The organism is Paenibacillus sp. sgz302190, assembly GCF_059820445.1.
On the sequence record NZ_JBZYAO010000018.1, the window covers coordinates 126,899 to 141,704 of the forward strand.

General features: G+C 53.6%; 11 protein-coding genes. 9 read left to right on the top strand and 2 right to left on the bottom strand.

Features of this window, described 5'->3' with window-relative positions:
• Positions 1–22: 22 nt before the first annotated feature.
• A complete protein-coding gene (locus AC6RNO_RS20505) occupies positions 23–667 on the bottom strand; it encodes a helix-turn-helix domain-containing protein (protein ID WP_474679504.1) in 645 nt (214 codons plus the stop codon).
• Between the two features lie 252 nt (positions 668–919).
• On the opposite strand from AC6RNO_RS20505, the gene AC6RNO_RS20510 reads away from it, so the two are divergent.
• Positions 920–2,956 carry a glycoside hydrolase family 15 protein gene (locus AC6RNO_RS20510; RefSeq protein ID WP_488434865.1) on the top strand — a complete coding sequence of 679 codons (2,037 nt, stop codon included), beginning with the start codon at positions 920–922 and terminating at the stop codon, positions 2,954–2,956.
• A gap of 17 nt (positions 2,957–2,973) precedes the next feature.
• Positions 2,974–4,143, top strand: a complete 1,170-nt coding sequence (locus AC6RNO_RS20515) for a glucose 1-dehydrogenase (RefSeq protein ID WP_488434864.1) — start codon at positions 2,974–2,976, stop codon at positions 4,141–4,143.
• 43 nt (positions 4,144–4,186) lie between these two features.
• Here the strand turns inward: AC6RNO_RS20515 and AC6RNO_RS20520 are convergent, their stop codons facing one another.
• Positions 4,187–7,228: a cellulose binding domain-containing protein gene (locus AC6RNO_RS20520; protein ID WP_488434863.1), complete on the bottom strand. Its 3,042-nt coding sequence runs from the start codon at positions 7,226–7,228 to the stop codon at positions 4,187–4,189.
• A 542-nt stretch (positions 7,229–7,770) separates the two neighbouring features.
• On the opposite strand from AC6RNO_RS20520, the gene AC6RNO_RS20525 reads away from it, so the two are divergent.
• The 7 genes from AC6RNO_RS20525 (at position 7,771) to AC6RNO_RS20555 (ending at position 14,763) form a co-directional block, all read left to right on the top strand.
• A complete protein-coding gene (locus AC6RNO_RS20525) occupies positions 7,771–8,193 on the top strand; it encodes a disulfide oxidoreductase (protein WP_474679500.1) in 423 nt (140 codons plus the stop codon).
• Between the two features lie 699 nt (positions 8,194–8,892).
• Positions 8,893–9,888 carry a polysaccharide deacetylase family protein gene (locus AC6RNO_RS20530; RefSeq protein WP_488434862.1) on the top strand — a complete coding sequence of 332 codons (996 nt, stop codon included), beginning with the start codon at positions 8,893–8,895 and terminating at the stop codon, positions 9,886–9,888.
• Between the two features lie 152 nt (positions 9,889–10,040).
• A complete protein-coding gene (racE, locus tag AC6RNO_RS20535; RefSeq protein ID WP_488434861.1) occupies positions 10,041–10,850 on the top strand; it encodes a glutamate racemase in 810 nt (269 codons plus the stop codon).
• Between the two features lie 135 nt (positions 10,851–10,985).
• Positions 10,986–11,885 carry a M14 family zinc carboxypeptidase gene (locus tag AC6RNO_RS20540; protein ID WP_497106564.1) on the top strand — a complete coding sequence of 300 codons (900 nt, stop codon included), beginning with the start codon at positions 10,986–10,988 and terminating at the stop codon, positions 11,883–11,885.
• 106 nt (positions 11,886–11,991) lie between these two features.
• Complete coding sequence (locus AC6RNO_RS20545; protein WP_474679495.1) at positions 11,992–12,201, top strand: hypothetical protein; 210 nt, start codon at positions 11,992–11,994, stop codon at positions 12,199–12,201.
• Positions 12,202–12,381: 180 nt separating this feature from the next.
• Positions 12,382–13,023, top strand: coding sequence for an HlyD family secretion protein (locus AC6RNO_RS20550; RefSeq protein WP_474679494.1), 642 nt, complete (start codon positions 12,382–12,384; stop codon positions 13,021–13,023).
• Between the two features lie 12 nt (positions 13,024–13,035).
• The gene (locus AC6RNO_RS20555) at positions 13,036–14,763 is read left to right on the top strand and encodes a DHA2 family efflux MFS transporter permease subunit (RefSeq protein ID WP_497106565.1); all 1,728 of its coding nucleotides are present in this window, start codon (positions 13,036–13,038) and stop codon (positions 14,761–14,763) included.
• Positions 14,764–14,806 lie beyond the last annotated feature (43 nt).

The following is a 14,806-nucleotide window of genomic DNA, read 5'->3' on the forward strand; positions in this document are numbered from 1 at the left end:
ATATCGAATATAATCACATGGGCTATTTAAAAGACGGTTTGAACAAATCTGCCGATGAATTGCGTTCAAAATTGTATTCAAGGCTCGTTCCCGAATTGCGGGCGACACAGCGCAAAAGCAGTTCATGATAATTTTTTTGGCGGATGGCTGCAATGACGACGTGCTTGCCGATGCCGAGCGGATCGAAGAAAAGCTTTCCTTCTTTTTCTACGTACTTTTGCACGTGGTGCAGGTTTACGAACAAGTCCGTATCCATTTTTTTGAAACCTTGTTCTTCCAGTTTGTCGAGAAAATCGCTAAAGTCGAGCAGTGAATTCACGCTCCGGTTGATTCTGTTTTGCTGGGTGTGGAACGTAATTTCTTTGGCGCTGACTTCGATAAAAAGAACTTCCTTGACAGATATGTCGACACCTGCGACAGGCCGATCCTCTTTCTCCAAATACCCTGCTTTTTCCATGAGTTCGGTATACGAAAAATTGTAAGCGTCGGAAAGCTTTTTCAAAGTGACTGGCGACGGTTTGATTTTTTCATTTGTCGAGCGATTGCGTTCCAGTTCAAGATCACGAATGTACGCATGCGAGAGACCGCTTTTGTGGGCCGCTTCACGGAGTGACATTTTGCCGCGCAAGGTTTCCAAAAATTTGCCGAATCCTTCTAATTGCTTCATTGTTCATCCCTCCATTTGTTTCATATTGTAAACGAATTTTATGCAAATGAAAATGCATCCCGCACACTTTGGCGATATTTACCTGAAACCTGAAAATAGGCTTAAAACGGGCTTAAAATGGCCTGAAAACAAGCTGAAAAATTTCTTAAATCACACGGTCCGGCGGTTGGCCGAATCGCTTTTGCACAGATGCATATTCTACCTGCCGCTATGGAAAATTAACAGCAACATCCTTGGAAAGAGGCTGATGGTATGGCAAGAGATCTGCCCATTGGAAATGGGAACGTGCTCATCAATTTCGATGCTGCTTATAATATTCGCGACGTATACTTCCCTTTAGTAGGTCAGGAGAATCAATCCAGCGATCATCTTTCGCATTTTGGCGTCTGGTGTCAGGAAGGCTTCTTCTGGATCGACAATCCCGAAGTTTCCAGAAAAACCGCGTATGTCGAGGACTCGCTGGTTACGAATGCGGAATTCGGCCATGAGCGTTTCGGGCTCCGGATGCTGATCCGGGACGGCGTCGACGTGCAGCAAAATGTATTTTTGCGCAAAATAAAAGTAGAAAACACTTTTAACGCAGAGCGTAAAGTAAGGCTGTATTTTCATCTTGACCTGCAAATTTACGGCAACGGCATCGGCGATACGATCTACTTCGACCCGGAGCTGAATTCGCTTGTTTTTTACAAAGGCCACCGCTATTTGTCGTTGTCCTGTTTTTCGGCCGACGAGGTACAGGCGAAGCCGAGCGGTTACGCGACCGGTCAAAAAGGCATTAACGGCCTCGAAGGCACATGGCGCGATGCCGAGGACGGGCATCTGGAGGGCAATCCGATAGCGCAAGGCTCCGTGGACGGCGTTATCGAAGTGGAATTGACGCTGCCTCCGGCCGGTTCGAAGGAAGCCTGGTTCTGGATTTGCTTCGGCAAAAGCAAGCAGGAGATTGAGCAGATGGAACGTTTGCTGCGCACGGAGACTCCGCAGGCTATGCTTCAGCGGACCCATGATCATTGGGTCGAATGGGTGAACCGCGATAAGCACGACTTGTCGCTTCTGAAGCCCGAGCTTGCGTCTTTTTACAAAAAAAGTCTGCTGATCGTCAGGACGAATCTCGATAATCGGGGAGCGATTGTCGCGGCCAACGACTCCGATATTTTAAAATTCGCCAAAGATTCGTACTCTTATATGTGGCCCCGCGACGGCGCGCTCGTAACCCATGCGCTGGACCGGGCGGGTTTTCACGAGCTGTCGAGAAAGTTTTTCGACTTCTGCCTTAAAGTGCTCACTCCGGAAGGGTATTTGATGCACAAATACAATCCGGACGGTTCGGTCGGATCAAGCTGGCATCCGTGGGTGAACAGCCAGGGCAGCAAGCAGCTCGCGATCCAGGAAGATGAAACGGCGCTTGTCGTCTACGCGCTGTGGCATCACCATAAGCTGGCCGGCACTTTGGACCAATCCTTCGAGGAATACGAGAAGCTTGTCATTCCGGCCGCCGATTTTCTGGTGCATTACCGGGACGCTTCCGGTCTTCCGCTCCCGTCTTACGATTTGTGGGAGGAACGCTATGGCGTGATGGCCTTTACCGTTTCCAGCGTATATGCCGGATTGATCGCCGCTTCGCGCTTCGCCGACTTTCATCGGGACAAAACGCGGGCCGTTTATTACGCCGATTCCGCCGAACATGTCCGCAAAGCGGCCGAGGAACAGCTGTATTCGCATGAAAGAAAACGGTTTTTGCGCGCTTTGTACTGGAATTACGATAAAAGCACGTACGAACCTGATTACATCATGGATTCGAGCATGTACGCATTGTTCGATTTCGGCTTATTTGAAAAAACGGATCCGCGAATCGCGGCGACGATGCAGGCGATGAAAGACAAGCTCTGGGTGCACACCGACATAGGTGGCTTTGCCAGGTATGAGAATGACTACTATCATCAAGTTACCCAGGATGTGTTAAAAGTTCCGGGCAACCCTTGGTTCATTTGCACGCTTTGGTACGCCGAGTGGCTGATCGCATCCGCGAAGACAATGACCGATTTGACCGAAGCGGAAAATATGATGCGCTGGGCATGCGGGCATGCGCTGCCTTCCGGTGTCATGGCTGAGCAGGTCCATCCGTTCTCGGGAGAGCCGATGTCCGTCTCACCGCTCACTTGGTCTCATGCATCGTTCATCAAAGTAACGCAGGAATATTTGACGAAGCTGAAGCAGTTGGGCCAGCTCGGAACGACCCGGGAGACCGATGCAAGCGAAGACGAAGTGCTTGAGACTGCGAGCAGGTAGAAGGAGGGATGCGCCGGATGAAGGCGATTCGAGTCAAACAGCTTACCCAAGGAAATCCTTATATCGAGCTTGCGACAGTCGATAAACCGGCGATTGCGTACCCGCAAGAGGTGCTTGTCCGCGTCCTTGCCGTCGGTCTGGATGGAACGGACCGGGAAATTTTACAGGAAAAATACGGCACGCCGCCCGAAGGCGAAGACGAATTGACGACAGGCCACGAGTCGTTAGGCGTTGTTGTGGAAGCCGGCAAGGAATCCGGGTTCCAGCCCGGCAACCTGGTCACTGCGATCGTCAGGCGGCCGTGCAGGGATCAAAACTGTGTGAACTGCCGCAACGGGCATTCCGATTTTTGCCAGACAGGCAAGTATGTAGAGCGCGGCATTAAGGGCGCGCACGGCTTTTTATCCGAATTTTATAAAGAAGAATCGCGCTATTTGGTGCAGGTGCCCGATTCTTTGCTTGATCATGGCATGCTCGCGGAGCCGCAAAGCATCGTGGAAAAAGTATGGGATCAGGTGCAGCGCATCCAGCAGCGCTTGATCTGGGAGCCGCAAACCGCGCTCGTTCTCGGCTCGGGACCACTGGGTCTGCTCGCGGCAATGACATGCCGGCTGCTTGGGTTGAACGTGTATGTATGGTCCTTGTCGCAGACGGACTCCTTGCAGGCACAGCTTGTCCGGGATTGCGGGGCTGTGTATCAGCAGGCCGGAGCCGCCGACGAAACAGGCCAGGCGTTGACACTGACGGCCTATGCCAAAACGGTCGGCAAGCCGATCGACATGATTCTGGAATGCACCGGCTACAGCCCGCTTGCATTCGAGGCGATGTCCGTGCTGGCGCCGAACGGCGTGCTGGCCCTGCTCGGTGTCACGCCGGCGGACCGGAAGCTGGAAATTCACTCCGATGCGCTGAACGAAAGCATGGTGCTCGAAAATAAATGCGTCATCGGTTCGGTGAACGCGTCGCGCAAAGATTTTGAGACAGCCATCTACCGCCTGCAGCTAATGGAAGAGCGGTACAAGGGCTGGCTCCAGCGCCTGATCACAAACAGGCTCACGCTGGACGATTTGCCGAAGCTGGACTTTAAGACGATTCCGCTTAAAGCGGTCGTCGATATCATCCCCGCGGCTCAATGGAAAGATCTCGTCAAGCAAACCGGAGATGTAGCGTACAGTTTTTCCGTGTAAAAGGAACCGATAGGTTCCTTTTACACGTTGAACAATGAATAACTTATGGTTCAATGCCCCATTGGAGGCTGCCGGACACGTATGCGGTCACTTTGTCCCAGTCTACGTAGCTGTTTACCGACGGGTTGAACGAGTAATCTCCCGTTTGCGTGTAGTTGCTCCAGTCGTTTTTGGCGATGCGTCCTTGGACTTCAATGCTTTGGCCTGCCGCCAGGCTGCCTGCTTGGCTGGAGAATCCGATTTCAGTGTAATAGTCGGCGCCGGATACAGGCGCGTTCAATTTCACGAACGTGCCCGTGACATTGGAGCTTCCCGCGTGGGACCAGTCGCACCAGAAGCTTTGCCCTTTCTCGCCGTCAATAGTGTAGTAATAACGCAATTTGACATCGGCCAACGAGATGGCTGCCGTTCCCGTATTCACAAGCTTGAATCTTGTGTACAGGGTGTTGGACGTGCCGTTGGTGTTCGCGTTGAACATTTGTACTTTCAGGTTCCCGCCGGTTTGGCCCGTCGTGTCCGTAATGTTGACGGAAAGTACACGATCGACGCCGGCGCTGAAGTCGAACGCCAGGTTTGCCGTGCCGACCGGCAGAGCGGCCAGATAGCTTTTCATGATCGTGACGGTGCTGCCGGAGACGGTGTAGTCTGTGCCCTCAACGAGCGCTGCCGCGCCGTTTTTGATGCCGTTTAAGGTGTTGCCGTTAAGCGTTAAAGTGATAGCGATATCGCTTTGCTTGTCCGCTTTTTTGTCAAAGGCTGCCGACGACGGCGAAATCGCCGAGTTGTTCTCGGCAGCGCCGGCAATGTCCCCGTATGCGATGCCGCGCCCGTTCGTTCCTACATAGACGCGTCCGTATACTTTGGGATCGCCTGTAATGGCGCTGTTGGTCACGCCGTACTGATGCTGGTCGTCGTTAACCCGGACCCAGGTTGCGCCGGCATTGTCGGAACGGAAAATGCCTCTTACGTTATCGATTTTGGCCGATACGTAAAGAGCCGTGTAGCTTTGTCCTGGCGCCGCTTTTCCGAAGCCGACCACATCGGCTTGCTGGACACCGGGCAATTTGACGAACGAAGCGCCGGAGTCGGTGGAATGCCACAAGCCGTAAGCGCCGTTTACGCTTCCGCCGGCCAGCCAGATATCGCCTTCGATGCCCGGTACGGCTTTAAAATTCAACACGCCGTCGCTCGGCAGGCCGGTCGCCTCCGTTTGCGTAAACGAAGCGCCTCCGTTGGTGCTAATATAAAATTTGCCGCCTGAAACGGCATAAAATTTGTTTTTATTAACGCGGTCGGCTGCGACTTTCGCATTCGCCGGAACACCGGTGCTGGCTGCCCAGGAGTTGCCGCTGGAGCCGGAATATTGCACGCCCACATCCGGAGTGCTCCATACCAGGGAATTGCCGCCGGCGCTTACGGCTATCATGCCCCCGCCTTTAGTGCCGGAAGGTTCCGCGCTGTTGAACCAGTTGCTGCCGCCATCGTCGGAGAGCGCGATAGACTTGGCATTCGCATTGTTCTTATAGTCCCCGAATCCGACACGGGCCATAAAGTTCGGGCTCAGCTCGGCAAAATCGAGGCTGGACGTGCTGCTCGGATTGATCAGCATCTTGGCCGGAGCTTTCGTCAGGTCGTTATGGCGGAAGCCGGAGACATCGCCTACGGCGCTGATCAAAGGCGCGCCCGACGACGGGCTGACCAGATCGTTGACAGCCATTTCTTCCAATCCTTTGGCGGCGACGGATATATGAATTTTACCGCCGTTGTCCCAATCGGTCAGATTGTCGGTGCCATAGATGGTGGCCCCTGTACCATACATCATACGGTTGGAGTTGAACGGGTCGATTTTCAGATCGCCGACCATCCAGCCGAGCTTCGGCGTAACTTCGGGAGGCTGCGGATTCGCTCCGAAATCGAGCCACGGAGCCGCCGAAATATCCTGCGTATAGCGCAGCTTGCGTCCCGGGTAACCGTCCCAGTCCCAGATTCGCGTCCACGTTTTGCCGGCGTCGTTGCTGCGGAAAATAATCGTATCCGGCCACCAGGCGTTCAAAGCCGATACCATAATCGTATCCGGGTGCTGCGCATCGGAGGTCAGTCCGCCGTAACCGAAGAAGTTGTCGTTGCTGCTGCTTGGAACCGGACTGATGCTGGTCCATTCGCCGGTCGTCGTATTAAGCTTCCAGACATCGCCCTTTTCGCCGTCGTATGGTCCGATGCCGTTGTTGTAGGTGATATACAAATTGCCGTTGGACAATACGCCGTGATGCGGCAGGTAGCCGTTAGGCTGGCCGGGAACGGCGGACCAGGTTGCACCGCCGTCGGTACTGCGGTAGATGCTGTTGCCTTTGTCCGCTACGCCGACATAGATGGTTTGGGTTTCGCTGCCGGGAGCTCCGGCCGACTTGTCGAACGTGATCCAGGCCAGTCCCATAATATCGTTTTGATAGGAATTATCAGGATTTTGCACATAGGTGCCGACATTCGTAAAGCTTGTTACCTTGTTCCAGGTGACCCCATAGTCCGTGCTTTTCCAGAGACCGTTGCCGCTTCGCGCTCCGAAGTAGAGGACGCTGTTTTTGTTCGGGTCGATCGTCAGGCGCTCACCCATGGACCGTCCCGGCATATTTCCGCCGACTTTGAACGGAAGCTGGGTAGCTTGCCATGTATCGCCTTTATCGATGCTGCGCAGGATGTACCCGTTGTTCGGATCCCAGTCGTTCGTATACATGCCCGCTGCGACGTATAAACGGTTCGGTTCGACCGGGTCGGTAGCGAGGGCGTCTGCGCCGTTTTTCCCCCAGTCTTCCCATCCGACCGTATCCAGCAGCGGAATCCAGCTGTTGTCGGCCGGGTTCCAGCGGTACACGCCTCCGATATCAGTACGGGCATAGATCAAATCGGGCTGCTTCTCATTGAAAATAATGCCCGGCACGTACCCGCCTCCGGCGCCCGTAACGACATTCCGCCAATTGTAAGTCTGGCTTCCGGCCGCCTCGGCTTTAGGAGGCAAGCCGATCCAAGATGTGCCTACAACCGTTGTTGTTAGAAGAACTACTCCAATTCTGCCAAGCCACTTTTTCATCAATACATCTCCTCACAGGTTAAAATTAAAGCGATTTCGGTTTTATAAATCGCTTTGAAGCGGAAACTGGCGTATACCCCCTCTTTTGAGAAAATATGATTTTGCAGTAAACTGATGCCCGGAATAATCTATGAAACTCGACAAATTATACCATTTTTAAGGCTTAATAGTAAATTAAACATGAATTTGGATTGATTTCAATAGTCTAAAAGTCCCCCGTCCGATCCTGCAATCATCCCGACGAATCAAATTTTTCGTTAGGAGTGCCGCCAGGGGCGAATAAATAAAAAACGCCCTTTGGCCGCGAGGCTAAAGGACGTTCTTCGTCTCTCTTAGTATACTACTATTTCAGTTACATTCCAAGCGAAAAATTAATTGCCAGGGAGTCGTCCGGCGGAGTACCTTCTACGGACTTCATCAGAGCATGCTTCTAGAAGCAGGAATGATTAAAGTTTACGTTCTCGCGGCCAAACACTACATGATGTAATAGACTTCTTTTACAAATTTACCTATAATGAGGGAGAAAGGGAGGACGAGACCACATGGTTCTGAATAAATGGTTGAAAGACAACGGTATGCACGTCTCATGGTTTATCGCGCTGGTGGCGACGCTGGGGAGCTTGTATTTTTCCGAAATTATGCATTTCCTGCCGTGCAAATTGTGCTGGTATCAACGCATACTGATGTATCCGCTGGTCATTCTGCTTGGCATCGCTTCGGTCCGCAAAGATCATAAGCTCACGATCTACGTGCTGCCGATGACGATTGTGGGGGCCTGCATTTCGATCTATCACGTGCTGCTGCAATCGGGCGTATTCCACGAGTCCGCCACAGGGTGCGGACCTGTTCCGTGCGATGTGGACTACTTGTATTGGTTCGGATTTATTACGATTCCGATGCTGGCGGGGACTGCTTTTATCCTGATTACAATCGTTCAATTTCTTACATATCGGGCTGCCAAATAAATGCGGTCTGGCAAAATGGGGCTGTCCCGCAAAGTAGCTTTTTGGCTGCTTGAGGGGCAGCCCTTCTATTTTCGGCTGCCGAAGAGAATGGAGCGCAGGCGTGCAGCCCGGAAACATATACGCTAGAGTCGATCGCACAATGGTCGCGTGAAGAAAACCTGCAAAAGTACAGTTTTTTCTCGGTTGATGCGCTGGCCACGAAAAATTCCTGCAATTGTACAGGCTTTTCACTACGAATATGGGCTCTGGTTCAAATTTATCGAAAATTCCTGCACAATCGCATGCTTTTCGCCAAAATGAACTACTTTTACGGAAAAAGCCTGCACTTTTGCAGGCTTTCTCTCTGCCAAGCGGCTATGTGCCTCCTTACTTCAGCGCCGCAACCTGTGCGGAAGAGGCACCGGCGCATCAATCGTTACGGTGAGTGGGTTGGGAAGAGCCCTAACCCCTACCTGTTGCAGGCATTCTTCGCGCAGCCTTGCATAAGGGCTGCTGCCTCTAGCGTGGCGTTTTTTTCAGTAGTCAGACTTTTGCAGGCTTTCCTCGCGCTGCCGTGCAAAAGGGCTGCCGCCTCAGACTTTTGCCAGGCTTGCGTGCTGCCGGTTCATTTTTGTAGAAAAATGCCGAGAAATGGCAGGTAATTCGGCTGGGGCCGTCGAAATGAATACGCGAAAATGTATTCATGAATGAGGTGCCAGGATGATCAGACATACGAAAAGCGCAGCTTTGCTGCTGACACTCGGCGCAGCGCTTGTGGGCTGCACCAATGACAAAGGGGCCGCTCCGCCGCTGTCCGCTGCAAATGCAAGCGCGGCACCGCCGTCTGCGACACCGACGGCTCCCGCCGTTTCGCGGACGCCGTCGCCTGCAGCCACTCCCGCCATGCCGGCAAAAAGCCCGAGCCCGACTCCGGCTCCGACCGAGGCTCCGAAGCAGACGGCTGCGCCCACCGCCAAAAGCTCAGCGGCTCCCGACCAGGGCTCTGCCAAAGCGGCAGCCGGTGACCGCACGCCTTTTTCATGGTACTACATGAAAAAGAAAACGGGACAAGTCCCCGACTTCCCGAAGGAGACGAAATCTTTTACAGCCGATCAGAAAGCGGTATGGGTAGGCACGGGGAAAAAGGTGTACCTGACCATCGATGCCGGCGGGCCGCTGATCGATGTGGACTTGATGCTCAAGTCGCTGAAGGACAACGATGTGAAAGCGAACTTTTTCATCTCGGGAAACAATATTAAGAAAAATCCGGACTATTTGAAAAAGCTGGTAGCCGACGGCCATTTCATAGCGAATCATACGATGACGCACAAAGATTTCAACGAATTGACCGACGATCAAATCAAAAAGGAAATAACCGATTTTGAAACGATGTACAAAGAAATTACCGGCAAGGAAGTGGAAAAATATTTCCGTTTTCCGTACGGGCGCTATAATATGCATAACCTGAGCCTCGTCTCGGGGATGGGCTATACGTCGGTGTTTTGGTCGACGGCCATGAGAGATTGGGAGCCGCGCAAAAACGGGGCCGAAGATCCGTACAACGATATTATGAATAATTTGCATGACGGCAACGTGATTTTGATGCATCAAGGGTCCAAGGAAAATATGGAGGCGCTGGACCGGATTTGTAAGGAGATTAAGAAAAAGGGCTATGAATTCGGGCTGGTGAACGAGCTGAAGCCGTCCGCGAATTAAGGATTTGCGCTGGATTACGATCACAAACGCACAGGTACCTTTGAAGCTGCGGAATCATATTCTATCCATGTAGACTGAAAGCGGGCTTTATAAGCAGGCCCGCTTTCGGCGCAGCTAAGGGCATACAAAAACCGGCAAAGGAAGCGTATACTGTGCAGCAATCGATTGCCATTCTGGACTCCGGAGTCGGAGGATTGACGGTAGTAAAAGAAGTCATGCGCCAGCTTCCGCAAGAAAAAATCATATATTTCGGAGATACGGCCAGAAGCCCGTACGGACCCAGGTCTGCGGATGAAGTCCGGACGTTTACCAAGCAAATCGTCGATTATTTGAGACAATTCGATCCCAAAATGATTGTGATAGCATGCAATACGGCAACTGCCGTAGCGATTGAAGATATACGCGAAAGGGTATCGATTCCGGTGCTTGGCGTTATTTCACCCGGAGCGAGAGCTGCGATTAAATCGACCCGCCGCGGTGTCGTCGGCGTGATCGGTACGGACGGAACGATCCGCAGCAACGCCTACGTGCAGGAGCTGACCTCGATTTCACCGGGCATTCGAGTATACAGCGCGGCTTGCCCGCTGCTGGCGCCGTTCGTCGAAAAAGGGCTGTTCGATGCGGACGAAGCCTATGCGGTCGTTGAACAGTCGCTGCGGCCTTTGACCGGGAAGCCGATGGATTGCCTGATTCTGGGCTGCACGCACTATCCTTTTCTGATGGATGCGATTTCGCGCGTGATGGGGCCGAAAGTGACGCTCATCTCGTCGGCGGACGAAACGGCCCGGGAAATCAGCACGATTCTTTATCACCGCGGGCTATCGTCGGCAGCGGCGGACGTGCCTGTACACCAGTTTTTTTGCAGCGGCGACACGGAGCTGTTCAAAACGATCGCCCAGTCCTGGCTGAAAGAGCAGATTTCCTTAACGCCTGTCGTTTGGCAGGTGCCCAACATTATGTAAAAGAGCGCCGGAGCGGGAACGACAAAGCCGCGACGGCGCTTTTTTGCATGAATGAAATCGCGGCGGCATAAGCATATACGGCATCGACAAAGCTATGTCGCATGGCGGCGGCAAGCTTGTTCCGGAGGTGGCTTCATGCAACAATACGGCTACTTAAAGCTGTGCGAAGAGATTGCGAGACTTGGGGAGACGTATCCGTTTCTGCGTTGTTCTTCGATCGGGTGTTCGGTGCTGGGCCGCAGCATACCGGCCGTAGCGATCGGCACAGGCGCCGGATCCATTCATTACAACGCTTCCATCCACGCGAATGAATGGATTACGACGCCGATTCTTATGCGGTTCTTGGAGGAGGCCGCGGCAGCGTATGCCTCGGGAACGCCATGGCGAGGGCGCAGTGCAAGGCGGATTTTTGCGGATATAACGCTCTGGCTTGTCCCGATGGTAAATCCCGACGGGGTCGAGCTGGTTTTGCACGGCGTTTCATCCGCGCCGTTCCCGTGTGCGGACGCGCTGATCGCCATGAATTGCGGCTCGGGCGACTTCAGGGGCTGGAAGGCCAACGCGCGAGGGGTCGATCTGAACGATCAATTTCCGGCGCATTGGGAGGAGGAGCGGGCCCGCAGAGGACAGCTGTGCCCGGGCGAGCGGGATTACACAGGCGAGGCGCCGCTGACCGAGCCGGAGGCCGCGGCTATTGCGGCTTTTATGGTGGAGCGCAATTTTGAAATGGTGATGGCTCTGCATACTCAAGGGCGGGAAATTTATTGGAACTACAGGGATTACGAGCCTCCTCAGGCGGCAGCGTATGCCGAACGGCTGGCCCGGGCAAGCGGATACAAAGCGGTTAAGCTGACCGGCAGCGACGCGGGTTACAAGGATTGGTTCATCGAAAAGTTTCGCCGTCCGGGCTTTACGATCGAAGTCGGGTATGGGGTAAATCCGCTGCCGGCGGAGACGTTCCCGGCCTTGTACGAAGAAGCCGTGCCCATTTTGCTGGAGGGACTGGAGCTGTTGGGACAAGACCAAGGCAAGTAAAAATACGCCGCGAAAGAAGGCCATGCCCGGCAAGAACCGTTCCCCCGGCTCCTCATATACTGATGACAAGAGCGGTTGCTGAAGAGGAAGCTTGGGAGGGATCGGCATGGCCCCTAAAGGAAAAGCAGGTAAAGCAAGCAAGAAAAAGGAAGTTTCATCCAGGCCTCAATATACGATGAAAATTGTCGAATCGTCGACATGCGCGGTTTGCAAGCAGCAGTGTGCCCGGGGATTGCGGTATTTGGCCGCGATGTCGGAGCCTGGCGCAGTAGGCAAAGGAGTTCCGTGTATCCTGACCAGAAAACGGATTAACTGACGAAAGGGCCGAGAAGGAGACGCTGTCATCGATGCGGAGGCGAAGGATTGCCAGGGCAACCCCCCACGCGCAGGCTTCCTTCTCTTTGCCGTTTTTGCCTGTTTTCTACATATTCCTCTTTTTTGTGGGAGATATTAGGTTTGTTGAAATGACAAACCATCCGGAAAGAGGCGAATCCTAATGAAGGGCACGGCACGCATGATCGTACTTAACATAATTCTGCTCATCATTCTTGTTGGGGGAGCGGCGATAGGCTACTACTTTTACAACCAGTCCATCAACTACTTATCGACGAACAATGCACAAATCACGGGCGATCAAATAGTGATCAGCGCATCCGCTTCCGGAAAATTGACGGATTGGTACGGAGAAACGGGCAAAAAAATGTCCCAGGGAGACCGGATCGGAGCAGTCGCGGCAGCGTCGGGCGCCGTAGATATTTTAACGCCCAAACAAGGAACGATCGTTCAGCAGAGCGCAATCACCGGATCGCTCGTATCGGCAGGGGTGCCGCTGGCGTATCTCTACGATTTGGATCGGCTCTGGGTGACGGCGAACGTAAAGGAAACGGAAATCAATGACGTGAAGCTGGGACAAGCCGTCGACGTTTACGTGGATGCGTTTCCGGGTACGACGTTAAGCGGCAGGGTGGACAGGATAGGGCTGGCGACAGCCGGAACTTTTTCGCTGATGCCGGCCTCGAACACAACCGGCAACTATACGAAGGTGGCCCAGGTCATCCCTGTTACGATCTCGCTGGAGGGCAACCGCGGGCTCGGCCTCATACCGGGAATGAGTGTCACCGCACGCATTCATAAGTAAGGGAGCGGACATATGAATGCGTATGCGATAGGCTATGCCATATTCAGTCTTGTTGTCATTGCGGCGGTGAACCGGTTTGCCGTCAAAAGATGGAGGCGCAAAGCCGAGGGAGCGAGCGGGCATTACACGCCGGTACCCGAGCCGTCCGATCTGCTGGTCGAAATGTCGGAGGAGCTGAACGGCAGCCGGAGGTCCGCTGCAAGAAAATCCGCTTCCCCGCGAACGGCGGAAGTCAAAGTGGGCCAACTGCTTGCGGTGCTCATGCTGGGGGCTTTCGTCGCCATTTTGAACCAGACGCTTATCAATGTTGCTATTCCTCATATTATGACCGATTTCAACGTAGCGGCCAACGTCGTGCAGTGGCTGACGACGGGTTACATGCTGGTAAACGGCGTCATGATTCCGATAACCGCCTTTTTAATAGAACGGTTCGGCTCCCGGGTGATGTTTTTAACCGCGATGATTTTGTTTACCGCAGGGGCTCTGATTTGCGCGGTCGCGCCCAACTTCGCGCTGCTGATGACGGGGAGGGTCGTGCAGGCCTCGGGAGCGGGCATCATTATGCCGCTGATGATGACTGTATTTTTAACGGTTTTTCCGCCTGAAAAAAGAGGGAGCGCCATGGGCACGATGGGCATCGCGATGATTTTCGCCCCGGCGATCGGCCCGACGCTTTCGGGATGGCTCGTTCAGACGTATACGTGGCGGCTGCTGTTTTATATCGTACTGCCGATCGGTCTGGTCGACATTTTGCTGGCCATTGCGCTGATGGGCAACGTGACCAAAATATCCAAAGTAAAATTCGACTTTTGGGGATTTTTCTTTTCAACGGTCGGCTTCGGCGGCCTGCTGTTCGCTTTCAGCGAAGCGGGCACAGCCGGTTGGCAGAGCACGGAAGTGCTCGGAACGTTGACGACAGGGATACTGAGCCTGATCGGTTTTGTGTGGCGGGAGCTGACCGCCGAGGAACCGATGCTCGATCTGCGGGTGTTCACCTACAACATTTTCACATTGACGACTATCGTCAGTTCCATCATCAATATGGCGATGTTCGCAGCGATGATTTTGCTGCCGATCTACTTGCAGAACATTCGCGGATTCACCCCGCTCGCTTCGGGTTTGCTGCTGCTTCCGGGCGCGATACTGATGGGCATTATGCAGCCGATCGCAGGCATGGTGTTCGACCGGATCGGGGTCAGACTGCTGGCCGTCACCGGCCTCGTCATTACGACCGTCACGACCTGGGAGTTCAGCAAGCTGACGGCGGATACGTCCTACAGCCACATTTTGCTGCTGTACTGCCTGCGGATGTTCGGCATGTCTTTCATGATGATGACGATCATGACCGAAGGGATGAACCAGCTGCCCAGACATTTGCATAGCCACGGAACGGCGATGTCCAATACGCTGCGGCAGGTGGCGGGCTCATTGGGAACGGCGCTGCTGGTGACCGTCATGAGCAGCAGGACGGATTTCCATATGGGGAACACCGGCAACACGTTTACCGCGACGAATCCGGTTATTACGGCGGAATTGGCCCGCCTGGGGCACGGAGTTGCCGAGATGGCGCATATCCCCGTTGCGGCAGGCAGCAAGCTCGTAACTACGCTGATTTATGGAACCGCGATGAAAGAATCGACGATCAGCGGCATTAACGACGCGTTTGTGATCGCCACAATCATAACGGCCGTTGCTCTGGTGCTTTCGTTTTTTATAAACAGGGTGAAGCGGGTATCGTGAGCCTTGCAACGCGAAAAAGCCCATCCGGCCTGAACATGAGGCT